Below are 22,894 nucleotides of genomic sequence, written 5' to 3'. Positions count from 1 at the left end.
AGAAGGAATGTTCCCGAAAATAAGCACGCCATGCGAACTAACTGTTGCCCGCGTAGTGCAGGAGACACCGGACGCGGTGTCGATATGGTTCGACGTCCCCGAGCACCAATGGGAAATCTTTTCGTACGATCCCGGACAGTTTCTGACATTACGTATCCCCGGGAGTGGTGATGGAAAATCTGTGGCTCGTTGCTACTCGCTGTCGAGTTCCCCGCATGCCGAGGACGAGTTGGCCGTGACGGTGAAGCGCACAGCAGGTGGGTACGGATCCAACTGGCTTTGTGACAATATTGCCACTGGCGCTACCATGACTGTTCTACCGCCAAGCGGGCACTTCACACCGAAGGACTTCGACGCGGATATGGTATTGCTAGCAGCTGGCAGCGGGATCACACCTATTATTTCTATTGTCAAGTCGGCTCTACTGGAGGGGAACGGTCATCTCGTTCTCTTCTACGCGAACCAAGACGCCGAGAGCGTCATCTTCGGCGAGGATCTCCGCTATCTGGCGAAACAGTTTCCGGATCGGCTCAATCTGATCGAATGGCTGGAGAGCGAGCGTGGATTGCCAGACCGAGAAACTCTCTCGGAACTCTGCGGTGAGTATCGGAATCGGATGTACTTCGTGTGCGGCCCGGCAGCGTTCATGGATCTAGTGGTCGACGTGGCGCATCAAGTCGGTGTGCAGCACCGAAATATTCATCGAGAAGTCTTCCAATCTCTTCGTTCCGATCCGTTCGACATCGAAAATAGCGTCAAACAATCGATGACAACGGAGCAAGCTCGTCTCGTGGTCTATCTCGACGGTGAGCGCGCCGAGCTGCAGTGGCCGAAGGATCTGTCGCTCGTCGAAGTCCTGCTGAACGAAGGCTTCTCACCACCGTACTCCTGCCGAGAAGGTGGATGCGGCGCGTGTGTGTGCAAGGTCGTGGACGGCGATATCGAGATGATGGTGAACGACGTGCTCGACGAGGCCGACATCGAGGAGGGCGATCGGCTGGCTTGTCAATCGGTCCCAATCACCGACACCGTAACGGTGACGTTCGACTGACCGCCCGGTCACGACACAGCCGGTCGGCGGCTGTCTTCGTCCGTTCGACTAGCCGGTCACCGGCCTCACGCGATTGGTCGCTCACATGACCAGTAGCGTACGATCGTCCTGGTGGCAGGCACGCGACAGAGGGTTCTGGAGGTCGGTAGCTCGGTGGTTCGGCGAGTTGACGCACGATCAAGCCGTTGGGCAGAGCACCGGGTCCTAGTGCGCGCGGAGCTGGTCGATGCCGCGTATGTGGCCTTCGCCAAATATGGGCCCGACGCCAGCATGGACGATATCGCTCGGGAAGCGGGGGCGACAAAACCCAAGCTGTATCGCTACTTCAAGGACAAACAGGGCCTTCGTGCTGCGGTCGTGGAGCGCGCGAAGGATCTTATGTGGTCCAATATCTTCGGTGCGGTCGATTTCGGATCCGATCCGATCGGTAAGGTGATGAATAAGCTCGTCGAGCAATATACGCAACTGGTCGACGAGCACCGCAATGTATTCCAGTTTCTCGTTCGAAGCCATTTCAGCGAGAGTTTATCGGAATCCGATCAGGCCCTTGAGGACGCGCGCGAGTTGGCTGGGTTCATTGCTGGCCATTTCGCGGCAGTGTTGGATAACGTTGGTGCGGACACCGCGGGCATCGATTTGGTGGTGCAGTCGATCATAGGTGCGAGCCTCTCCGCGACCGATTGGTGGATCAACTCGCAATCCGACCCGACTGCGGCGATGTCCCGCTCGGCCTTCGGCGAGCATCTCAGCGCAATCATCTGGGGAATTATCGATGCCTCTGCACGGACCCGTGGAATCCGAATCGATCCGTCTGCGACGCTGCGAATCGAGAATATCGAGCTGATCGAGGCCGAAACCATCTGACGCCTTGTGGCCCGCTATCCACGGCTCGCCCTCGCCGGCGATCCACACTGGCGTACCGGGGTGTCTTTCCAGGGACTGGGACTGTCCAGCCTGAAAGTAGCGTCGTCACCCGCGGGTGGCGGCGAGTCGGCGGGCAGATCGTCGGCGGGGTGGGCGCGCTTGGCCGCCGACAGGTCGGCGAAGTAGGGAGCGTCCACAGCAAAGGGCAATGCCGATGGTGCGGTGGCGGCTGAAGGGAGTCGGATTCCTGCGGCCGGAACGAACGGACCCAGTTCTGCAGGATGGGATCGGACGGCCCGCAATATTACAGTCCTGTGTTGAGTTCCGTGGAGCCCACTTCGAGGTAGCGTAGCGCCATCTCGGAGATTCGGCGTGCCGTTTCGGTGCTGTCGCTGGCCGGTAGCACGAGGTGGCTTATCGTCAGGCGGATGAGCGCATCGACCGCGTCAGCGACGTCATCGATGTCGATGCGAGAGAAGTGTTGGCCGAACGCGGTGACCAGTCGCTCGGATGCGAGTTGGAGCATGGAAGCAGAGGTTGTCAGCAGAGGGAGGACGCCGGTTTCGTCCCGAGGGCTGCTACCCGGAGTCGTGAGGACGGCTTTGAGCAACGGGCTGGCCGCAGCCTCATCGAGGGTGTAGCGCACCATGGCGTGTATCGATTCAGACACTGCTCCGCTGTGCGATGCGAGCACATCCTCGATGCCGCTCAAGAACCGCTCCGCCTCGTGCAGTACGAGCGCATCTCCGAGGCCTTGTTTGTCGCCGAACTCTCGATAGAGGGTGGCGCGTGATACTCCGATGAGCTCGGCGACCTCGCCGAAGCGGACCCGCTCCCAGCCCTTCTCGACTGTCAGGGTGCGAGCCGCGCGGATCGCCGTCTCGCGGAGGTGCCGCCTGAACGACAGCCTCACCGACTCCTCTACCACTCAACCGATCGTAACAGAGTGCCGGTTTTGTTCATGAATCGACAATTTCCTCGCTTCGTCTCGCGTGTCTACGTGGGGCGTGATCGCCCTCGCTTGCTGTGAGCATGATGTGACAAGTGATGGAGTTCTGATCATTTGTTGACAAATTTATGCTGATTGTCTGCAATGGTAGGTGGCATCACGGTTTAGTCGAGACTCGTGTTGTGTGCGCTAGTTGACATGGAGGTCTGACCATGGACAAGGCTTCGGATGCGGTAGGTAGATCGTCCGATCCCGACATGGAGAAGTGGATACGCTCGTTCCATTTCCTGGAGTCCGGCTCGCCTGAGTTGCCACCTCACCACCCCCATTGCCTTGGTTGCGGGCCGGCGAACCCGCACGGGCATTCCCTGTCGGTGCGGCGTTGCGGAGACGGCGTCGTCGCTCACCATCTTTTCGACCAGCGTCATGTAGGAGCGCCCGGGATAGCACACGGCGGCGCGGTGGCGACCGTAATCGACGACCTGTTCGGCTTCCTGCTCTACACGGTCGGCGAACTCGCCGTGACACGCCGTCTCGACCTGGACTATCTCGCCCCGGTTCTGCTCGATACTCCCTACACCTTGCACGCCGATGTGCGGTCGCGGGATGGCCGGAAGTTGAATCTCGCGGCCGGGATGGAGGACGTAGAGGGACGCTCGGTCGCTACGGCCACCGCCCTGTTCATCGTGGTCGAGGCCGAACACTTCCTCCAGTCACGGGCGAATGTTCGGAGGCAGGCGTGACTGCACCAACAGAGAGGGAACTGCTCCTCGACGTTTTGCTCACCGATCACGGCTCAGCCGGGCCCTATGAGGCATTTCGGCGCCTGCGCGAGACGCAGCCCGTGTTTGTCACACGATCGGGGGTGTTGGTGTTGAGCCGTTACGACGACTGCGCGGCCGCGCTCCGCGACCGAAAACTCGGCAAGGCCGACGAGTCGCTGGGCTTCGGCTTGTCCGAGATTCCTGAAGAGCTGCAACATCAGGCGATGCATCGATTCCGGCGCACCATGCTGTTCCGCAACCCGCCTGACCACCACCGGCTGCGTCGGCTGGTCGCCGACGTGTTCACCCCCCGGCACATCGATGGGTTACGCGGCCGCATCGTTACGCAGATCCGTCATCTCCTCGATGTCATCGAGGACCAAGGCTCCGCCGACATCATCAGCGATCTCGCGCTCCCGCTGCCTGTGAATGTGATAGGCGATCTTCTCGGTGTGCCAGAGGCCGATCGAGCTACGGCTGCGCCTCTGGTACGTGCCCTGGTCGCCTCGCTCGAGCCCAGCGCCGACGTCGCGGCGCTGACCGCCGCCTGTGAAGCGGAAGACCAACTCGCCACATATTTCACAAACCTCTTGACAGTCAAACGCGCACTCCCGGCCGATGACTTGCTCAGCCGACTCGCCGTCGCGCACGGTGATGACGTCTTGGATGACGACGAATGCGTCGGCACCGCGATTCTGTTGTTCGCGGCGGGGTTCGAAACCACCACAAACCTCATCGGTAACGGTGTTGCCGCACTGCTCGCCCATCCCGATCAAATGGGCCTACTGCGTGCCAGGCCCGACCTGGCGAGCAATGCCGTCGAAGAATTGTTGCGTTACGACTCGCCGGTCCAGACCAACGGGCGCACGGTGCTCGAGCCGACACGCCTGGCAGGAGTCGACCTGCACCCTGGGCAGGTTGTATTGACCCTGCTCGGGGCTGCCAACCGAGACCCGGACCGATTCTGTGACCCCGATAGGCTCGACATCACCCGAACCGGGATCCCGCCGTTATCGTTTGGCTCCGGCATCCACTTCTGCCTCGGCGCGCCATTGGCCCGTCTCGAAGGAGCTGAATTTTTCCCGCTCCTCGCGGCGCGCTTTCCCGGTATGAGGCTGGTCGAACAGCCTCGCTGGCGTACGGGGTTGTCCTTCCGCGGGCTGTCGAGTCTGAAGGTGGTTACCGGATGCTAGTCCTGCCCTACCCGCACCAGAAGGGCGGCCATTGCGGGTCGGGTGCGCTGCGCGATCTTATGACCTGGGCGGGACTTGGTTGGGGTGGTCAGCTGAGCGAAGGACTCGTGTTCACCCTCGGCGGTGCGCTCGATTTCGCGTACCTGCGCGCCGATGCGCTGAACCCTCCGATATACCTGGTGGGGCGTGGTGCCGATTTGGAAGTCGACCTGTTGAAGCGCCTCGGTGCGAAGACCGAACTACGTCAGACCGACGATCCCATTCTTGGTTGGAAGTGGGTGACGACCGAACTGGACTCCGGACGGCCCGTCATGGTCTGGGCCGACATCGCTGAACTGCCGTACCTGCGGGTACGACTGCGCATGAGCCGCCACGACATCGTTATCGTTGGCTATGACGACGAGACCCGCGAGGCGTATGTTGTCGACAACGACCGCGATGAGATCCAGACGGTGCCCTACGACGCGTTGGCACGGGCCCGCGCCTCCACCGGATTCCCGACACCCACACGTCACGCCACGTACATGGTCGAATGGCCTTCCGGCGCGCCCGACCTCGCGCCCATGGCTGCCGCGGCACTCGAACAATCGGCGGCAACCCTGCGACATGGGGGACCGAGTGCCGTCGCCGCATCACCAGTGAACGGCGTGTCCGGCAACGGACTCGACGGTGTTCGCCGCTTTGCCGACGATGTCACGCGTTGGCCCGACATCTTTGGGGACGCGGACCTCGAGGCGGTGCTCGGGGCACTCGCCGCCTTCATCGAAAAAGCGGGCACCGGAGGCGGTCTGTTTCGACGCCTCATCGCTCAGGGGTGCGTCGATCTCGCCGATTACACGCGCAACCCGCATGTGGACGCGGCAGCAAGCGCGGCACGGCTGGCTGCCCATTCATGGACGAGACTCGCCCAAATCGCTACATCCGACGAGAACCCATCGCTACGTTCGGCCCGAGTAGCCCGGGAGGCAGCCTTGCTACCAGAGTTGGAAGAAACCCTGGCAGATCGTCTCACCTTCGCCGCCAATTCACTCTGAATCACCTGGACAATAGGCATATCAACTACGTCTTCGGGGATATGGTTGATGCGCGCCTGTGGAGAGAGGGTCATGCGATCTCGGCGGTTCGTTGAGGGCGAAATCGGCCCTCCGTGAACGCAGCCGCCCGATCCTGCTGAGCCTTCCGGCATCGGGCCAGTGCTCGGCCCGGAAATCTCGCCGCCATCGTCGTAGGTGCTCTACTGCGCAATAACCGCTCTGCTTAACAGCCACCAGCGGGAGTATCATCGCGGCGTTCTCGGGTGGAACCACCGCGCTGAGTCGGCGTAGTTATGGCCGTGTGGTGGGTGGCGAGGAAGTTGTCGACGAGTCGGGTGCAGTCGTCGTGGTCGATGGTGCGTAGTCCGGTGAGGCGGGCGAACATGATTGGGCCGAGGAGTTCGATGATGGCGAAGGTGGTGTCGAGTTCGCCGAGTATCGCGCGGGCGCCGGGGCTGGTGAGGACGTGGTCGAACGGTCGGCGGTATTGCTCGATGACGCGGGCGCGTAGCGAGGTGATCGCGTCCGGGTCGGGGTGGCGGTGGATGGGGTCGGTGTGGTCGTCGCCGATGGATCCCATGGCCAGCCAGGCCAGGGTGGTCATCTGTACCGGGGCCTGTTCGATGTGGTCGGCTTGGGTGGTGAGCACCGCGATGAGCTGTTCGCGCACCGGTGCGGTGCCGGTGGGGGTGTCGACGTGGGGGAGCAGCCGTTCGAAGGTCGCTGCGAGCAGTTGGGTGGTGCTGCCGAAGTGTCGGTAGAGGGTGGCGCGCGCGACCTTCGACGCGCGGGTGACCGCCTCGACGGTGACCGCCTCGACACCGCCGGTAGCCAGCAGATGGGTGGCCGCGTCGAGCAACCGGTTGCGTGAGCGTGCCAGCCGCGGATCGGCCTGCTCGTCGTCCGCGGTGAGCGGGTCGGTCGCTGCGGGGTGCGGGTCGGTCATGGCCGCGCGTTCCTCCGATTCGTATTGTTCAGCTCGGGTTTGGGTGAACTTTATCCCACACACCCCGACCACTATGATACGAATAGTCTCGCACAGAGACCGTCGGTCTCTAAAGTCGGGAGGTGCCGGTGAACACACCCGAGACGGACACGGTCGAGATCGCCCGCTGGAGCAGGGCCGAGTGGTGGATGCTGACGGTGTCGTGCCTGGCGGTGGCGTTGATCGTCGCGGCGATGGCGGCGCTGTACTCGGCGTTGCCGCAGATCGCGGTCGCGACCGGGGCGACGCAAGCCCAGCTGACCTGGATCGTCGATGGCTACACGCTGGTGCTGGCGTGTCTGGTGCTGCCGGCCGGAGCCGTCGGTGACCGCTACGGGCGGCGCGCGGTGCTGGTGGCGGGGCTGGCGGTGTTCGCTGCCGCGTCGGCGCTGCCGCTGCTGCTGGACGAGCCGGTGTGGCTGATCGCGGCGCGCGCGCTGGCCGGGGCGGGTGCGGCGCTGGTGATGCCCTCGACGCTGTCGATCCTGACCGCGGGCTTCGCCCCCGCTCTGCGCGGCCGGGCGGTGGGGGTGTGGGCCGGTGTCGCCGGGTCCGGGGCGGTGCTGGGCATCCTGGGTGCCGGGTTGCTGCTGGAGCGGTGGTCGTGGTCTTCGGTGTTCGTCGGGTTGACCGTGGCCGGGGCCGTGCTGGCGGTGCTGGCGTGCACCATCGCCGAGTCGCGCCAGCGGGAGCATCCGCCGGTGGACTGGGTGGGCGCGGCGGCGGTCGCGGCGGCGGTCGCGGCGATCGTGTTCGCCGCGATCGAGGTCCCCGCGCGCGGCTGGGCCGACCCGCTCGTCGCCGTCCCCGCCGGGGTCGGTGTGGTCGCCACGGTGGTGTTCGTGGTCGTCGAACTGCGGTCGGCGGCGCCGCTGCTGGATGTGCGGTTGTTCGCCCGCCGCGGTTTCGGTGCCGGGGCGCTGTCGGTGACCATCCAGTTCCTGGTCACATTCGGGGTGTTCCTGCTGCTGGTGCAGTACCTGCAGCTGATCCTCGGGTACGGGCCGCTGGCCTCGGCGCTGGGGTTGGCGCCGATGGCGGTGCCGCTGGTCGTGATCTCGGTGATCGCCCCGTGGCTGTCGAGCCGGGTCGGCATGCGGGCGATGACCGTCACCGGCCTGCTCACCATCGCCGCCGGGCTGGTGCTGGTGAGCCGGTTGACCCTCGCCGCGCACTACCTCGATCTGCTGTGGCCGCTGCTAATAATGAGCGCGGGCCTGGGGTTGTGCACTGCCCCGGCGACCTACGCGATCGTTGCAGACACCCCCGAGGCCAAACACGGGGTCGCCGCCGCGGTCAACGACGCCGCCCGCGAGATCGGCGCCGCGATCGGGATCGCCGTGGCCGGCAGCGTGCTGGCCGCCGGCTATTCCTACCGCATCCGGCCCGCCCTGCCCCAGCTGCCCGAGCCCGCCCGCGGCCCGGTCGCCGATTCCCTGGCCGCCGCCCTGCAGGTCGCCGACCAGGCCGGACCGGCAGCCCGGCCGCTGGCCGAGTTCGCCAAGGCAGCGTTCGTGCACGGCAGCGGCCAGGCCGCGCTCGCCCTGGCCGCCCTCACCGCAGCCGGGGCAATCGTACTCGCATTGCTCGCCCCCGGACCCACCCGCCGCGCTCGCGCACTACGCCCGCACACCTTCCGCCCCGTCCTCCTGAGATACGCCCCTTCTCATGAAAGACGCCCGTCATGACGGCCTATCGCACGATCATCGTCGACACCGACGGATCCGACCGCTCCTACCGCGTGGTCGACCACGCCGCTGAACTGGCCCACGCCACCCACGCCCGACTACTGATCATCTGCGTCCGCCACGACATCGACGAACGCGCGCTCGGCTCCGAGCTCGACCTGCTCGGCTCCGACGCCTACCGGCAACGTGGCAGCAATCCCGCCGAGTCCATCCTGCGCACCGCCCACCAGCACGCCCTCGCCCACGGCGCCACCGCCATCGAAACCCACATCCTGCCCGAACCGACCCTGCCCGCACTGCTGCGCCTGGCCGCGGCCGCCGCCGCCGACCTCATCGTCACCGCCAACCCCCACCGGTCACGACTGCTGGCCCGGCTGTTGTCCACCCCGCCGATCACGCTCGCCCGTGAAGCTCACTGCGACGTCCTCATCGCCGCCCCCCCGCTAGACACCCACAGAAAGCGCCCATGACCGAGCACACGCCCGAGACCATCGGACCCGAACCCTGTGAGGCCCCGGACTGGATCCCCGCCTTACCCGTGGTCTCACCCGATTCCGCCGACCTGCCACCCACCCCACCACCGCCACCGCCCTGTTCCTCACCGCCGAGGTCGACCACTTCCTGACCTCACAGGGCACCACCCCCTCACGCCGATAGCGCCGAAAAGATCCCGGCGCTGGCGTGGCTGCACGACCGTGCACACGACGGCACGTCGGTGTCCGGACCAGCTCTGGCCGCGGCAGCCGTCTACGCCCGATCTGCGGGCCGACGAGAATTCGCACCGATCCGCCGATTCGGGGTCGGCACTGGCCCCGAGATCGCTGAGACGATCCGGACGGCGATCACGGCCGCTCGCCCCGCTCACAAGCCGACCGGAACAGCACGGATGGGGTCGGCCGCCGGCGATTCCGCGATCGAGGCAGCCCAAGTGCTGGACCATGCCCTCGCAGGGGGCATCAGCATCCAGTTCGCCGATCCTGCTGAACCCAGTCGAATCCTCACCGTCGGCATGATCGATCAGGAATGGACGACCGTCGAGTACCGGCAAGACCACCCGCGCGGCAGCGAACTCCGCGAAGTCGGCCGTGTCGGCGTCCCGCACTACGCACGAGTGACCGACATGCTCGACGACCTCGCGATCGGCGCCCCCTACCGCAGCGCCGCGCGGGCCGGACAGCACCTGCCCGCGGTGACCGTACCGGCCGACATCGTGGAAGACCTCTGCGCGTTCCAAGCCCGCCTCGATGCGCTAGCGGCGAGGGCCCGGATTTGCGCGTGCGACCACCCGGAGATCCTGGCAGCCACGCGACTCAGCGGCTTCGTCGCGGCAGCGGAACCCGAAACGATCTCGACCAGCACCCGCCTCACCGACACTGCGCCCGGCCGGAGCAGGACGCGCGAACGCCGCCACGCGGCTGGGGCACGAGCACGACGAAAAGCACGGTTGTGAGCCGGATCCCGCTGCAGACCCTGGACTCCGCTTCGACGCGGGCACGACCTACTTCGCCGCCCGATGATGCTCCCACGCAACAACTCTGACTTCACGCGCACTTAGGCGTGAACAACCAGCAAGGAGGTCGCGATGACCGTCAAGAAGACCGTCCAAGCGCTGTTGGACTTCTCCTATATCCCCGAGGGCAGCGTTATGAGTGCCGGAACTCGCTCGGAGAGCGGCCGGTCCATCGCTTGAAGGCATGCGAAAAGTTGGTGAGGTCGCTGTATCCGAGGTCCGTGGCGATCTCGCTCACCGACATTGATCGGTCGAGTAGTCGCAGCATCGCGCGCTCGAGCAGGAATGACTCGTGCAACTCGCGAAGAGTAGTCCCCTCTTCGGAGAGGCGCCGCTTGAGTGTGCTGGTGGATATCGACAGCTCGTGCGCGAGCCACTGGCTACTTCGCTTTCCGGGATCCTTCTCCAACAACCGTCTCACCTTCTCCGAGAACGACATGGTTCCGCTCCGCTGGTCTAGAGTTCGCTGCAGATCGACGACGGCGAGTCGATACGCAAGGGGATCGGAGAACCGGCAGACCTCGTTGAGTGTGTCAGCGGGGACATGGAGGAAGGACATCGGAGCGTCGAAGAACATGCGCCCGGCCAGCACGTCCTCATGATGGGTCAGGGAGGTCGGCGCTGGCCAGCTCAGGTGGAGTGTGACGGTCGGGACGTCGTCGGCGAGCATGTCAAGCAGTCGCAGTAGCGCCGACCCGCTGTAGGTGACGACCAGGCAGTCCAGGGCCGGGTCGCGTGTGTGTGCGGTGAGCCCGACGGTGAGGCCGTGGTCACCTGGATGGAACTGGGGACTGAGGGCTGTCGAGATCAACGGCAGATAGGTGAGCAGCTCCACGATTTCGGCTACCGAGCCTGCGCTGACCAGCGGAAAACTCAATGGGCCGAAGGAAGTCAAGTGGGCCTGTTCAGCGAACGCGAGGCCGAGCAGGGTCGCCTGATCCACGTCAAGTTCAGGGTAGACCTCCCGGAACCACTGCAACGGGGCCTGGGCGTCGCGCTGGATCAGCGTCGCCTCGTCAATTCCCTCGCGAGCCATGATATTGCGAAGCCGCGCGATGGCGTCTGGGTCGAGTGCTTGGCTCTCGAGCAGTTGCACGAACACGAGCGGGGGTATTCCCGCGTCATTGGGGCACGCCCTCGTCATTGAGGTTCACCATCGTCTCGCTGAGCCAAATTCACAAGTTTCTGACTCGCTCGAACATAGTCGTAGCGGTCATCTTCGACAAGACTTTTACCAAGTATTCACATCGAGGACTGTGTATCAGGAGTTTGCTATGGCAGTGGTCACCTTTGTCTCCCATGACGGCGAGAAGCGTGAGGTGCCTCTCGAGGAAGATCAGTCGCTGATGCAGGTCGCGACCAACAATGCGGTGCCCGGCATCGACGGCGACTGCGGAGGCGAGGCCGCGTGCGGTACCTGTCATGTGATCGTCGATCCGCAATGGTCCGAGCAGGTCGGCCTCTCGGGCCCTGAGGAGGAGGAGATGCTCGCGATGAACCCCGAGCGCCAGCCGACCTCCCGACTGTCCTGCCAGATGATGGCCTGTGCGGCGTGGGACGGCTTGATCGTCCAACTGCCTGAGTTCCAGATGTGACTACGAGAGACAGCTCGAGACCGATGAAGATTCCTGAAGCAATCACCACCAAAGTTCAGTCGACCATCCCGATGGATCTGCAGATCCAGGGCGCGCATCTGTACGACAAGACCCGGCGATGGGTGACCGGGACGAACGGAGAGAAGCTCTTCGTCGAGAGTCCTATCCCGCCGGTCGACGATGTCGAGCTCGCCGACATCGACCTCAGCAACCCTTTTCTCTATCGCCAGGGGCGCTGGCAGTCCTACTTCGAGCGCTTGCGCAACGAGGCGCCGGTCCACTATCAGCCCAACAGTCCGTTCGGTCCGTTCTGGTCTGTCACGCGGCATGCCGACATCGTGGCCGTGGACAAAAACCACGAGCTCTTCTCCGCCGAGCCGTTCATCGTCATCGGGGCCCCGCCTCGCTTCCTCGATATCGCGATGTTCATCGCGATGGATCCGCCACGCCACGACGTGCAGCGGGCCGCTGTCCAAGGCGTTGTCGCGCCGAAGAACCTGCGTGAGATGGAGGGGCTGATTCGATCGCGTGTGCAGGAGGTGCTGGACGACCTGCCCGTGGATCAGCCGTTCGACTGGGTGCAGAACGTCTCGATCGAATTGACCGCTCGGATGCTTGCGACTCTCCTGGACTTTCCGTACGAGCAGCGTCGCAAGCTCGTCTACTGGTCAGATCTCGCGACGTCGCTGGAGCAAGCCAACGGCGGGCCCTCGGACAACGACGAGGTGTTCCCCGGAATGCGCGACATGGCGCGAGGTCTCAGCGCTCTCTGGCACGACAAGGCAGCCCGGATGGCCGCCGGGGAGGAACCCGGCTTCGATCTGATCACCATGTTGCAGAGCAACGAGAACACCAAGGACCTGATCGACCGCCCGATGGAGTTCTTGGGCAACCTCGTGTTGCTGATCGTCGGAGGCAACGACACGACCCGGAACTCGATGAGCGGCGGTGTTCTCGCGCTGAACCGCTTCCCCGATCAGTTCGAGAAGCTGAAGGCGAACCCCGGCCTGATTCCCAACATGGTCTCGGAGATCATCCGGTGGCAAACCCCGCTGGCGTATATGCGCCGGGTCGCCAAGGCCGACACCATGCTGAACGGGCAATTCATCCGCAAGGGCGACAAGGTAGTGATGTGGTACGCCTCGGGCAACCGCGATGAGCGCGTGTTCGAACGGCCGGATGAGTTCATCATCGACCGGGCCAACGCCCGCAACCACATCTCCTTCGGCTTCGGCGTCCACCGCTGCATGGGCAACCGGCTGGCCGAGCTCCAGCTGCGGATCCTGTGGGAGGAGTTGCTTCCCCGTTTCGACAACATCGAGGTCGTCGGCGAGCCAGAGTACGTGCAGTCCAATTTCGTCAGGGGTATCAGCAAGATGATGGTTCGCCTCACCCCGAAGTCCAGCGCATGACCTCGCAGCGGGCCCTCATCGTCGGGGCCGGCCATGCCGGGGCCCAACTCGCGGCCAGTCTGCGCCAGGAAGGGTGGACCGGTGAGATCGTCCTCATCGGCGAGGAGCCGGCGCTGCCCTATCAACGCCCTCCGCTGTCGAAGGCCTACCTGGCCGGGAAGAGCACGCTCGACCAACTCGCGATCCGCAGCGCCGAGTTCTACAGCAAGCAGGGAATCCAACTCCTGGACGCGACCGTGGAGGCGATCGACCGCTCGGCTGGTCATCTCGCACTGAGCACCGGCGACACGCTGCCCTACGACAAGCTCGCGCTGTGCACTGGGGCCCGCCCTCGGCGGCTTTCTATCCCGGGTGCCGACCTGGTCGGCGTCTACTACCTACGCACCGCTGCGGACGTCGAGATGATCCGGGAGGCCGCTACCCCCGGGTGCCGGGCAGTGATCGTCGGCGGCGGCTACATCGGGCTGGAGACGGCCGCTTCGTTGCGTGCGCTGGGTCTGGAGGTCACGGTGCTCGAGGCGACCGAGCGCGTCCTTGAACGGGTCACGGCCCGCGAGGTATCTGCGTTCTTCGAACGGATCCACCGGGAGGAGGGCGTGAACATCAGAACGGGCGCGCTGGTCGAGGCTGTGTCCGGTGACGGCAGGGTCCGCGAGGTATTCCTGTCAGGTGGCGAATCAATTCCCGCCGACCTTGTCATTGTCGGCATCGGCGTTGAGCCGAACACCGAGCTCGCCGTCGCCGCGGGTCTGGTCGTCGACAACGGCGTCGTGATCGACGACCAGACCCGGACCAGCGACCCCGACATCGTGGCCGCCGGGGACTGCGCCAGCCACGACATGGCCCGTTACGGCCGTCGCATACGCCTGGAGTCCGTGCCGAGTGCGGGTGAACAGGCCAAGGTGGCCGCCGCGACCGTCTGCGGCAAGTCCAAGATGATCGCGGCGCTTCCGTGGTTCTGGTCAGATCAATACGATCTCAAGCTCCAGATCGCCGGTCTCAACACCGGGTACGACGAAGTCGTCTGCAGCGGCGACCCGATCCGGGACCGCGCCTTCGCCTGCTTCTACCTCCGTGCCGGCGAGCTCATTGCTGCCGACTGCATCAACCGACCCCGTGACTTCGTGTTCAGCAAGCGGGTCATCGCGCAGCGACTCCCCATCGACCGGGCCGAACTGGTGCTCGCCGGCTCGGCCTGAGATGACTGGTCCCTGGAGCGGCGGTGGTAGGAAAACATCGAGTGCGGGCCCACATTTCAGAAAGGAACGTCAGTGACGAACATTCAGCTTCCGCTGTCGAAGGGTCGCGAGCGGCTCTCATCGGTACTCCTGGCGCCGCTGCCGAGTCGAGTCGACGCGACCCTGCTTGGGGTCAGCGACCAGTGGCCTGTGCGTGAGCTCACCCCGCCCCCGGCGGGGTCGGGCCTCGAGCCGGTCCGGGGGACCGCGGGCCTGCCTTTGCTCGGTCACACCCTGGACTACATCAGGTTCGGCTCCAACTTCACCCGGGCCAGGTACGAACGCTTCGGACCGGTCTGGTGGATGGGCGCCTTCGGTACGAGAATCGTGATGGTGGCCGGCGCGGATGCCACCCAGGAGGCGCTGACGACCAAGGCGAAGTCGTTCTCCCAGGACGGGTGGACCTATCTCATCGATGCCTTCTTTCACCGGGGCCTGATGCTGATGAGCTTCGACGAGCACAGGATGCATCGGCGGATCATGCAGGAAGCGTTCACCCGCGACCGGCTCGCCGGCTACGTCGACCAGCTCGGCCCGACGCTGGAGACCAGCATCCCCGGGTGGACAGCGGGCCGGTCCACGCGCATCTACCCACTGCTGAAGGCCCTGACTCTCGACGTCGCAACGGGGGTCTTCATGGCAGGTCGGGGAGGGAGCGAGGACACCGACGCCATCAACGACGCCTTCGTGGCCACCGTGCGCGCAGCCAGCTCGATCATCCGTTTCCCGCTGCCCGGCACTCGGTGGCGCGCCGGAGTCCGTGGGCGCACGCTCCTGGAGAACTACTTCACCCGGCATCTGCCGGCGGCTCGAAGTGGCCAGGGAGACGACCTCTTCACGGGGCTGTGCCATGCGCGCACGGCCGACGGTGAGGCGTTCAACGATGAGGACGTCGTCAACCACATGATCTTCTTGATGATGGCGGCCCACGACACCTCGACCATCACCACCACCGCTGCCGCCTACTTCCTCGCCAAGCACCCAGCCTGGCAGGAACGGGCTCGGGCCGAGTCCGACCGACTCGGTGAACGCCGCCCCGACATCGACGACCTGGACTCGCTGGCGACTCTCGACCTGGTGATCAAGGAGACGCTGCGCCTCGTAGCGCCCGTGCCGATCGTGATGCGCAAAACGATCGAGAACGTGGAGATTGCCGGACGCCACATCCCGGCGGACACCCTGGTGGCCGTGGCTCCTGCGGTGAACCACTTCGACGAGTCGTGCTGGACCGGCCCCGATACCTTCGACCCCGACCGTTTCAGCGAGCCGCGCCGGGAGGACCAGAATCACCGTTTCGGGTGGATCCCCTTCGGAGGAGGGGTGCACAAGTGCATTGGTCTGCACTTCGGCACTCTCGAGGTCAAGGCGATCCTGCACTACATGCTGCGCACCTACACCTGGTCGGTCCCGGACCAGTATGAAGTGAGATGGGACAACACCTCGCTCCCCATTCCTGTCGACGGGTTGCCGATCACCCTGGATCGCAGATGAATCAGGCACCGGGGGCGTCCTTGGGGGCGACCGACTTCCTCGACATCGAGCACGAGTCCGTCCGCGCATTCACCGCCGCCGCGATTGGGGATGCGAGCACCGACCGGGACAAGGCCAATCGCCTCTTCACCGCCGTCCGTGACCAGATCTGGTACGACCCCTACACGGTGTCGGACGATCCCGCCCACTATCGAGCCAGTTTCGTCCTCGAGGCCGGGCGCGCCTATTGTGTCCCGAAGGCGGTGCTCTTGACCGCGGTGTGCCGTGCGGCAGGGATTCCGGCGCTGCTGGGCTTCGCTGACGTCCGCAATCACCTGCAGACCGAAGCGCTGCGAGCGCTCATGGGCGGCACAGACCTGTTCGTCTATCACGGTTACAGCCATCTCTACATCGACGGCCAGTGGTTGAAGGCGACACCCGCGTTCAACACCGAGTTGTGTGCGCGTTTCGGTGTGCCGCCGGTGGAATTCGACGGCGATCGCGACGCCCTCCTGCACGCCTTCACCGCCGACGGAGCCCAGCATATGGAGTACGTCCGCGAGCGCGGCGTCTTCGACGACCTGCCTTTGAGCGCGATCCTGACCGAGCTTCTGCATACCTATGGACCGTTGATGTTCAAGCGCGCCCACGTGATCGCTGACGCTTTCACCGACACACCCACCAGCCGCACCCCGCCCAACGGGATCTCCTGCGGGTTCCACTCACCCCTGGAGGACCAATGAGCACGACGCGACCATAGCGGACGTCTTGGACGTGTGTAACCCAGCCGACGGCCCGGCTGAGTGGCCTGCGGCAACGCCTCGGTCTGAACAAGGAGAACAGAAATTGACGACGCATGCCCCCCGCACCGCAGCCAAGACCGTGGCGATCACCGGCGGAGCCCGCGGTATCGGATACCAGACCGCGAAGGAGTTGATTCGACGAGGCCACCGCGTCGCCATCGGCGACGTGGACGAGGAACGTGCCAAGGAGGCGGCCGCCGAGCTCGGGGTGAAAGTCGTCACCCGCCTCGACGTCACCGACCCGGAGTCGTTTCGTGACTTCCTCGATTTGGTCGAGGGTGACCTCGGCCCCCTGGACGTGCTGATCAACAACGCGGGCATCATGCCCACCGGGCACGCCCATGAGGAAGACGACGCAGTAACCCGGCGGCAGGTCGAGATCAACGTCCTAGGAGTCGTCTTTGGGACCAAGCTCGCTCTTCAGCGGATGCTGCCGCGGCGTGCCGGGCACATCATCAACACCGCATCGTTGGCCGGCGAACTCGCCGTGCCCGGTCTGGCGACCTATTGCGGCACCAAGTTCGCGGTCATCGGGTTCACTGAGGCAGCACGACAGGAATACCGCAAGTCTGGGGTCGAGCTGTCCACCGTCCGGCCCACGTTCACCAACACCGAGCTCGTCGCTGGGACGGCAGGGACTAAGGGACTGCGCAACGCCGAGCCCGAGGAGATCGCCCGAGCGACAGCCCATCTGATCGAGAACCCGCGTTCCTTCGTGCGCGTCACCCGCCTCGCGGGCGGCATTGTCGCTGCGACAAAGTTCGTCCCCGGATGGCTGGCCGCCAGGCTCGCCTCGGCGCTGGGCGTGGACTCGGTGTTCCTCGACGACGTCGATATGGGAGCCCGCCAGGCATACCTGGACAGAATTCGAGAGAACTGACTCAGGCTTCGAGCCCATGGTTCGCCCATCTACCCGAAGAGGAAGTCACATGCCCCGCAAGACCCCTCGGCCTCGACCCCAGGTAGTGGACACACGCTTGATCCCGGTCTCAGACCAGGGAAAGCGAGAAGATGAGGTTCCGCGCTGATCGGGAGAGCGGACTATCTGGTTGCGGCTGGAACCTGTTGATGGTAGCTGGCTTCGAACTCGTCTGGTGATCGCCAGCCGAGCTTCTAGTCTAGGGCACTGCGTGATAGTCAGAGAGTGTGAACTCATCCATTTGGGCACGGAATTGGCGAGCCGAGCCTGGGAACAAGGTAGGGTTGCAACCCTCTTCGGTCATATGCCAGCTGACGCATCCGGAGTTCCGGGTTGTCCTGGACAAGCGTCGCCGAATGCCCGCGTTGAATCGGTCCTGGGCTGACTTGCGCGCATCGAGGTATCGTAAGCCCCATCGCTCGAGCATCCGCACCGACTCGACGATGTAGTCGATCTGGGCTTCCAGAAAAAACAGCGCCGAATTGCGACCGGAACAGGAGTTCGGGCCGAAGGTGAAATGCAGGTTGGGGTAACCGGAAACATGGATGCTCTTGTACGCATAGGCACCCTCGGCCCATTCTTCCCAGAGGAGGCGTGCGCCACGACCACGAATGGGGAACGGCGTTCCGATCTTGCCGGGTACATCGAATCCGGTTGCGAACAAGATGGTGTCGAAGCGGCGCTCGACACCATCAACGGTGAGGATACCGCGTTCGGTGAGGCGGACTATCGGGAAGGTGAGGAGTTTGCAGTTGTCCCGATCTAGAGTCGGAAGGTATGCGTTCGAGATAAGCAATTGCTGACAGTTGGCCCGATAGTTAGGTGTGAGTTGCCGTCGTGTCCACCTGTCCTTGACCTGAAGTCTCAACTGGAGTTTGGCCACCTGTTCCAACGCAGTGGTGAGACCCGTCGGCCACGCGACACCGGACCCGATCACCTCGTGTGCCCAGAAGTAGGCAGCCCGGGTCAGATCCTCGGTGAGCGGAAGCTTCTCGAACAACGACCTGTTCCACGCTGGCACCCTGTACTGAGGGTGAGGCAGAACCCATCTCGGCGTGTGCTGAAACACGGTCACGCGACGGGCCCGGTCCACCAACTCCGGGATGATCTGAACTGCGGTGGCACCGGTGCCGACGACCGCCACCGTTAGTCCGGTCACGTCGAGACCGGCGTCCCATCGGCCGCTGTATGCCTTGTGACCGCGATAGTCGTCAATGCCGACGATGTCGGGCCTGCTCGCGTTGGATAACGGCCCAGCGGCCACCACGACCGAGCGTGCGGTGATGACCTCCTCGCCATTACTGGTCGAGGCATGCACCCGCCAGGTCCCTGCGGCCTCGTCGAAGTCGAGTCCGATCACGGTGCGGCCGTACCAGATTCGTCCATCGAGGCCATGCCGGGCGATCACGTCGTGTATGTAGGCAAGGATGTCCGCACCTGACGAATATTCATGGCTCCATCGCGGATTCCGGGCGAACGAGAACGAGTACAGCACCGACGGAATATCGCAAGGCGCACCCGGGTAGACGTTGTCGCGCCACGCGCCGCCGGGTCCGGTCGCGCGCTCGAGTACTACGACGTCCTCGATACCCGCGCACCGCAATCGAATTGCGGTACCGATTCCTGAGAACCCCGCACCTATGATCAGCACGCGTGTGACGGCGGGGATTGTTTTCCCGGGGTCATCGTGCGACTGCTGCCTCTCGTCGATCATGCTGCGGCCACCGGTTTGTAGGTAAGTTCGTTGATCCACGAGGGAGCCGGTCCGAGCCATTTTCTAGGGTAACGTTCAGTGATCGTCAGGAGAGCGTTGCCGAACAGCCGGTGGTAGGGGTGTGACCGGTCCATGACCATTTCGCCGTAATACTTGATGACGTGGTAAATCGGATTGCGGCGGGTGGCAACGCTGCGGTCTCCGATTAGGCCGAATTTTCGAATCGCATCGAAGAGTTTCTGTTCGTCAAGCCCCATCGCGATGATGCTGTCGTGCATACGCGTCAGAAGCGGCAACCCGGTGAGGATGCCGATGAGCATCGATGGGCGCAGCGCGGTGCCGGCGGCTTCGATGAACAGTCGGTGTACCGGCCCCGCTCCGATCATGTCCAGCACGTGGAAGTCTACAGCCAGATGACGGGACTCATCAGCGTTGATCTTCTGGAAGACCTTGTGACACAGTGGGTCCTTGATCTCCTCGAGGAGGAACTTCAGCAGTGCTCCGTCGAGCGCCACCTCGAGCATCGGAATGGCCGAGCCCAGAACGGACAGCGGAAGATCGTCGGCGTAGTTGTCCAGCCAGTTGATGGCAAGCCGGATATTGGTATTCGGTTCCGGTATCTCGTCGTCGTCGAGCATGCCCCATCGGCGCATCAGGGCCAGTTCGGCGTTCGCGTGTTTTTGCTCCTCGGCGTGGAAGTAGCGGTAGATCTCTTTCAGCGTGGTGTCGTGGGTTTGATGGGCGAGTGCCACGAACGCGCGCGAGCCGACCTGCTCGATCCAGACAAGATCGGACATGAACTGCTTGACCTGCGGGCGTTGCTCGGTCGTTATCGCGTCCGCCCCGGGCTCCTCCCAGTCGAAGTCGCCGAGTGCCCATTGGCGCTGTTTGATGGTGTTCAGTGTGTGTTGCAGATCGATTGGCATCGCGTTACTCCTTCGCGATTGTGGACACCATTCCGACCTGGTGTCCGGAGGTCAGTGCAACGCCGTGTGAGCCGATCCGCCCACATGGGCCATGGTCGGACAGATTTCGGAAATCCGTGTCCAGCACCGAAAACTCTCGCGGACGGGCTGGCCGTGTACAAGCCGATGGCTCGGACGGCGGCGGAGGCGAACGGCGAGTCCTTCTGAAGCCGTCCGCGCTCGCGCATCCGCTCCAATTTGAGCGTGGCATCCGTTAGTGGGGACAAGGCCAGCAAGGCCGACTGCGGAGGACAGTCACCTCCGGGGGCTCCTCGAGTAGCCGCGAGTGCCGTGGCGACCGCCAGATATCCCCCCGCTGAGTCTCCCGCGATCGCCAACCGGCCACCGTCTGCTCGCGAGGTCAACCATCGATAGGCCCGCCAGGCATCGTCGTTCGCGGCGGGAAAGCGATTCCGCAGGGACTTCCGGTATGCGACCGCGAACACGGGAAACCCGGATCGTGCGGAGAGTTCGCCCGTAAGTCTTCGGCGGATCTGCGGTGAGCAAGTCACGCGCATAGGTGATTTCTCGGTGGGCCGCGCGGTGCACCGGACGGCGATTCCAGCGATGGCTGTCGCAAGGGCATATGCGGATGAGGGCCGGTACCTATTGGTCCTCATCCGTTCATCGGTCAGCCCGGAGATGCGCCGGGTCGCCCCGTTGCGAACCACAGAGAATAATGGTACCTACCTAGTACTATTGTTTCAATGCCCACTTCAGGGTGTTTTTCGAAGTGGGCATATACGATGGGTCTGGGACACGCTCAAGGGATTGACCGGCGATCCGGCACGCTCGGCAGCCGACTAGCCGCCTGGATCGAAGGACCTGATCACGACGATGAACCACACCAGCTTGCTTCTGAAGGCAGTATCGGTGATCCGGACGCAGACGCCGACTGGAACCCCGGAACGCATCCTCGACGCCGGGCTCCGGCAGTTCGAGATTGTCGGGATCACTCGCAGCAGGATCGAGGACATCGCTCGTCGCGCACGGCTGGCCCGTGTGACGCTGTACCGATACTTCCCGAGCAAGGAACGCATTGTTGAGGCGGTGATCTTGCGAGAACTCGGCAGGTTCCTCGTGGAGTTGGAAGCCGAGGTGTCGGGCCATCGGGATCTCGAGGACAAGATCGTCGAAGGATTCGTGTTTACGCTGACAGCAGTACGTGGGCACGCTCTGCTCAATCGCCTGTTGGAGACCGAGCCGGAGTCCTTACTACCGTTTCTCACGACCGAGGGAGGCGGCCTTGTCGAGACCGCGTCGAACTTTCTGGCCGATCAACTCGCACAAGAGGTCCATGATGACCGCACAGATGCCGAACTTCGCGTGGTCTCCGAGCTGACGGTCCGCGTGATCTTGTCGTTCGTGCTCACCCCTTCGATCAGCATATCCCTCGATACCCCTGAGGGCGCCCGCCGGTTCGCGCGCCGCCATCTCCTGCCCCGGCTGCGTGACGAACCGGCCGGATAGAACTCGGAGCGAGACATATCGTTCGATATGTGTCACCAAACCCAATCGCTGAAGTGCTCACCGGGAGGTAGAAGGGGAGGTGCGTGCCCTCTTGACGGAGGAGCGGCACACTCGTTATGGCGACGACGAAATCTATACGCCGCCGTGCGCGAACTACGGCCCTACTCGATGCTGCGGAGTTCTGCCTCGAACAGATCGGACTCTCGGCGACGACGATGGAGGACATCGCTCGGCAGGCTGGCGTCTCCAGAGCCACCGTGTACCGCCACTTCGCCCACGCGACAGGGGCATCCACCCCTGTATCTTCGGGCATTGCAGTGTCTCCCTTGCGATCTCGCTGCCGTCCTTCCCCATGTGCACGGCTCTCCCGTGCTCGGAGTACTAATCGGGTAGGACCGGACAGGCCCGTTTCCGGGCATCTCGGCTCAAGCAAGCCGCGGTGGGCTTGCGCACGGAGGAGTCGGCTACCGGCCTCCGGGTTTCCTGTTGCCTTTCGGCGCACCGGCATTCGCTTCTTGGACCATCTTGTTCCCACTGAGGAGTTGGGCCTTCCTTGCGGTCGGCTTACCGAACACGTTGGGCGCCAAGCACCTTCGAGTGTTCGGACCTCAGCCGGGGTTGCCACGTTCCACACGTGTGAGACACGACCGGGGTGGGTGTCCTCTTCATCCCGGGACGGTGGTGCTCTCCCGCTCGGAGCCCGACCCCTTGCGGCACCTGCCGCTTCCCAGCGGCCAGTCCTGTTCCCCCGCTACCACATCCCATCGGCGGAGGTGACGGTGACGAGACGTCAACGAGGATTCACCATATTCACCCGTCCCGTCTTCTCCTGGTTGAGTAGTCCCCGGATGGAACGAGAACCCTTGAGCCTTCACCCTGGTGCTCCGCACCCCGCAGTTACCCGCGACGCACGCCAAGGTCGGAGACAAGCCTTCGAGCACTGGCTTGGAACTACACCTTCGACATCGAACCTCCCTTGATGCGTTCACTCACAACGTGCGACCTCGTGTCGCACCCACGGCTCCGCCCCTTCCCGGTCCGATCGGCTGACGGTGTGCCCAGCCCGATCCATTCGCGCTGGCTGCGCGAGATCGTGGGCGGGACCGGGCCCCGGCTATGCCCCCGCGGCATCGCCACGACTACGCCGCAGTTCTTCGTCGTGGCCTCCCGACCGGCCTCTCACTCACCGTCCGGGAGTTCCCCACCGGAGTGGGTGCGCACTGCGCCCTGCCCAGATCCGCCAGGTTTCGAGCTGGTGGAACCTTAGCCT

At 64.0% G+C, this 22,894-nt stretch carries 21 protein-coding genes and 1 pseudogene; 16 read left to right on the top strand and 6 right to left on the bottom strand.

Annotation, left to right across the window (positions count from 1 at the left end; translation table 11 throughout):
* Nucleotides 1–7 precede the first annotated feature (7 nt).
* Both NA3_RS34135 and NA3_RS34130 read left to right on the top strand, forming a co-directional pair.
* Nucleotides 8–1,051, top strand: a complete 1,044-nt coding sequence (locus NA3_RS34135) for a ferredoxin--NADP reductase (protein WP_062968909.1) — start codon at nucleotides 8–10, stop codon at nucleotides 1,049–1,051.
* Between the two features lie 207 nt (nucleotides 1,052–1,258).
* Nucleotides 1,259–1,915, top strand: coding sequence for a TetR/AcrR family transcriptional regulator (locus NA3_RS34130; protein WP_062968894.1), 657 nt, complete (start codon nucleotides 1,259–1,261; stop codon nucleotides 1,913–1,915).
* A 304-nt stretch (nucleotides 1,916–2,219) separates the two neighbouring features.
* Here the strand turns inward: NA3_RS34130 and NA3_RS34125 are convergent, their stop codons facing one another.
* Nucleotides 2,220–2,843, bottom strand: a complete 624-nt coding sequence (locus tag NA3_RS34125) for a TetR/AcrR family transcriptional regulator (RefSeq protein WP_128145631.1) — start codon at nucleotides 2,841–2,843, stop codon at nucleotides 2,220–2,222.
* A 233-nt stretch (nucleotides 2,844–3,076) separates the two neighbouring features.
* Between NA3_RS34125 and NA3_RS34120 the strand changes: the two genes are divergently transcribed.
* From NA3_RS34120 to NA3_RS34110, 3 genes are read left to right on the top strand one after another with little or no spacing between them, the layout of a single operon-like run.
* On the top strand, nucleotides 3,077–3,607 hold the full coding sequence (locus NA3_RS34120; RefSeq protein WP_062968891.1) for a PaaI family thioesterase: 531 nt from the start codon (nucleotides 3,077–3,079) through the stop codon (nucleotides 3,605–3,607).
* Nucleotides 3,604–4,821 (top strand): cytochrome P450, encoded by a 1,218-nt coding sequence (locus NA3_RS34115; protein WP_062968889.1) that lies wholly within the window; start codon nucleotides 3,604–3,606, stop codon nucleotides 4,819–4,821. Before NA3_RS34120 ends, NA3_RS34115 begins: the two co-directional genes overlap by 4 nt.
* Nucleotides 4,815–5,855 carry a BtrH N-terminal domain-containing protein gene (locus NA3_RS34110; protein ID WP_062968887.1) on the top strand — a complete coding sequence of 347 codons (1,041 nt, stop codon included), beginning with the start codon at nucleotides 4,815–4,817 and terminating at the stop codon, nucleotides 5,853–5,855. The genes NA3_RS34115 and NA3_RS34110 overlap by 7 nt, the downstream gene beginning before the upstream one ends.
* A 223-nt stretch (nucleotides 5,856–6,078) precedes the next feature.
* On the opposite strand, the gene NA3_RS34105 is transcribed toward NA3_RS34110, so the two are convergent.
* A complete protein-coding gene (locus tag NA3_RS34105) occupies nucleotides 6,079–6,801 on the bottom strand; it encodes a TetR/AcrR family transcriptional regulator (RefSeq protein ID WP_062968885.1) in 723 nt (240 codons plus the stop codon).
* Between the two features lie 128 nt (nucleotides 6,802–6,929).
* Here NA3_RS34105 and NA3_RS34100 point away from each other — a divergent pair, with 128 nt between their 5' ends.
* The 3 genes from NA3_RS34100 (at nucleotide 6,930) to NA3_RS34090 (ending at nucleotide 9,978) form a co-directional block, all read left to right on the top strand.
* Entirely contained in the window at nucleotides 6,930–8,528 is a 1,599-nt protein-coding gene (locus NA3_RS34100) for an MFS transporter (protein ID WP_062968905.1), read from the top strand.
* Nucleotides 8,525–8,998, top strand: a complete 474-nt coding sequence (locus tag NA3_RS34095) for a universal stress protein (protein ID WP_062968883.1) — start codon at nucleotides 8,525–8,527, stop codon at nucleotides 8,996–8,998. The genes NA3_RS34100 and NA3_RS34095 overlap by 4 nt, the downstream gene beginning before the upstream one ends.
* A gap of 416 nt (nucleotides 8,999–9,414) precedes the next feature.
* A complete protein-coding gene (locus tag NA3_RS34090) occupies nucleotides 9,415–9,978 on the top strand; it encodes a hypothetical protein (protein WP_062968881.1) in 564 nt (187 codons plus the stop codon).
* A gap of 193 nt (nucleotides 9,979–10,171) precedes the next feature.
* On the opposite strand, the gene NA3_RS34085 is transcribed toward NA3_RS34090, so the two are convergent.
* Complete coding sequence (locus NA3_RS34085) at nucleotides 10,172–11,182, bottom strand: helix-turn-helix domain-containing protein (protein ID WP_062968879.1); 1,011 nt, start codon at nucleotides 11,180–11,182, stop codon at nucleotides 10,172–10,174.
* A 130-nt stretch (nucleotides 11,183–11,312) separates the two neighbouring features.
* Here NA3_RS34085 and NA3_RS34080 point away from each other — a divergent pair, with 130 nt between their 5' ends.
* The 6 genes from NA3_RS34080 to NA3_RS34055 all read left to right on the top strand — a co-directional run bounded on the left by NA3_RS34080 (nucleotide 11,313) and on the right by NA3_RS34055 (nucleotide 17,436).
* Nucleotides 11,313–11,633 carry a 2Fe-2S iron-sulfur cluster-binding protein gene (locus NA3_RS34080; protein ID WP_062968902.1) on the top strand — a complete coding sequence of 107 codons (321 nt, stop codon included), beginning with the start codon at nucleotides 11,313–11,315 and terminating at the stop codon, nucleotides 11,631–11,633.
* Nucleotides 11,634–11,656: 23 nt separating this feature from the next.
* On the top strand, nucleotides 11,657–13,045 hold the full coding sequence (locus tag NA3_RS34075) for a cytochrome P450 (RefSeq protein WP_062968877.1): 1,389 nt from the start codon (nucleotides 11,657–11,659) through the stop codon (nucleotides 13,043–13,045).
* Nucleotides 13,042–14,244 (top strand): NAD(P)/FAD-dependent oxidoreductase, encoded by a 1,203-nt coding sequence (locus tag NA3_RS34070; protein WP_062968875.1) that lies wholly within the window; start codon nucleotides 13,042–13,044, stop codon nucleotides 14,242–14,244. Before NA3_RS34075 ends, NA3_RS34070 begins: the two co-directional genes overlap by 4 nt.
* 72 nt (nucleotides 14,245–14,316) lie before the next feature.
* A complete protein-coding gene (locus tag NA3_RS34065) occupies nucleotides 14,317–15,774 on the top strand; it encodes a cytochrome P450 (RefSeq protein ID WP_062968873.1) in 1,458 nt (485 codons plus the stop codon).
* A complete protein-coding gene (locus tag NA3_RS34060) occupies nucleotides 15,771–16,496 on the top strand; it encodes a transglutaminase-like domain-containing protein (protein ID WP_062968871.1) in 726 nt (241 codons plus the stop codon). Before NA3_RS34065 ends, NA3_RS34060 begins: the two co-directional genes overlap by 4 nt.
* A 103-nt stretch (nucleotides 16,497–16,599) precedes the next feature.
* Nucleotides 16,600–17,436, top strand: coding sequence for an SDR family oxidoreductase (locus tag NA3_RS34055; RefSeq protein WP_062968869.1), 837 nt, complete (start codon nucleotides 16,600–16,602; stop codon nucleotides 17,434–17,436).
* 238 nt (nucleotides 17,437–17,674) lie between these two features.
* Here NA3_RS34055 and NA3_RS34050 read toward each other — a convergent pair whose 3' ends face one another.
* From NA3_RS34050 to NA3_RS39395, 3 genes are read right to left on the bottom strand one after another with little or no spacing between them, the layout of a single operon-like run.
* Nucleotides 17,675–19,189, bottom strand: coding sequence for a flavin-containing monooxygenase (locus NA3_RS34050; protein ID WP_062968867.1), 1,515 nt, complete (start codon nucleotides 19,187–19,189; stop codon nucleotides 17,675–17,677).
* A complete protein-coding gene (locus NA3_RS34045) occupies nucleotides 19,186–20,115 on the bottom strand; it encodes a hypothetical protein (protein WP_062968865.1) in 930 nt (309 codons plus the stop codon). The genes NA3_RS34050 and NA3_RS34045 overlap by 4 nt, the downstream gene beginning before the upstream one ends.
* Entirely contained in the window at nucleotides 20,088–20,672 is a 585-nt protein-coding gene (locus tag NA3_RS39395) for an alpha/beta hydrolase (RefSeq protein WP_227995630.1), read from the bottom strand. The genes NA3_RS34045 and NA3_RS39395 overlap by 28 nt, the downstream gene beginning before the upstream one ends.
* 319 nt (nucleotides 20,673–20,991) lie before the next feature.
* Here NA3_RS39395 and NA3_RS34040 point away from each other — a divergent pair, with 319 nt between their 5' ends.
* Nucleotides 20,992–21,624: a TetR/AcrR family transcriptional regulator gene (locus NA3_RS34040; RefSeq protein WP_062968863.1), complete on the top strand. Its 633-nt coding sequence runs from the start codon at nucleotides 20,992–20,994 to the stop codon at nucleotides 21,622–21,624.
* A gap of 116 nt (nucleotides 21,625–21,740) precedes the next feature.
* A pseudogene (locus NA3_RS36510) lies at nucleotides 21,741–21,896 on the top strand (helix-turn-helix domain-containing protein); the annotation flags it as partial.
* Between the last annotated feature and the right edge of the window lie 998 nt (nucleotides 21,897–22,894).

It is taken from the genome of Nocardia africana NBRC 100379 (assembly GCF_001612635.1).
Taxonomy (GTDB): Bacteria; Actinomycetota; Actinomycetes; order Mycobacteriales; family Mycobacteriaceae; genus Nocardia; species Nocardia africana.
Note: the sequence above shows the minus strand (reverse complement) of the source record. Positions and strands in the feature narration are given on the sequence as shown.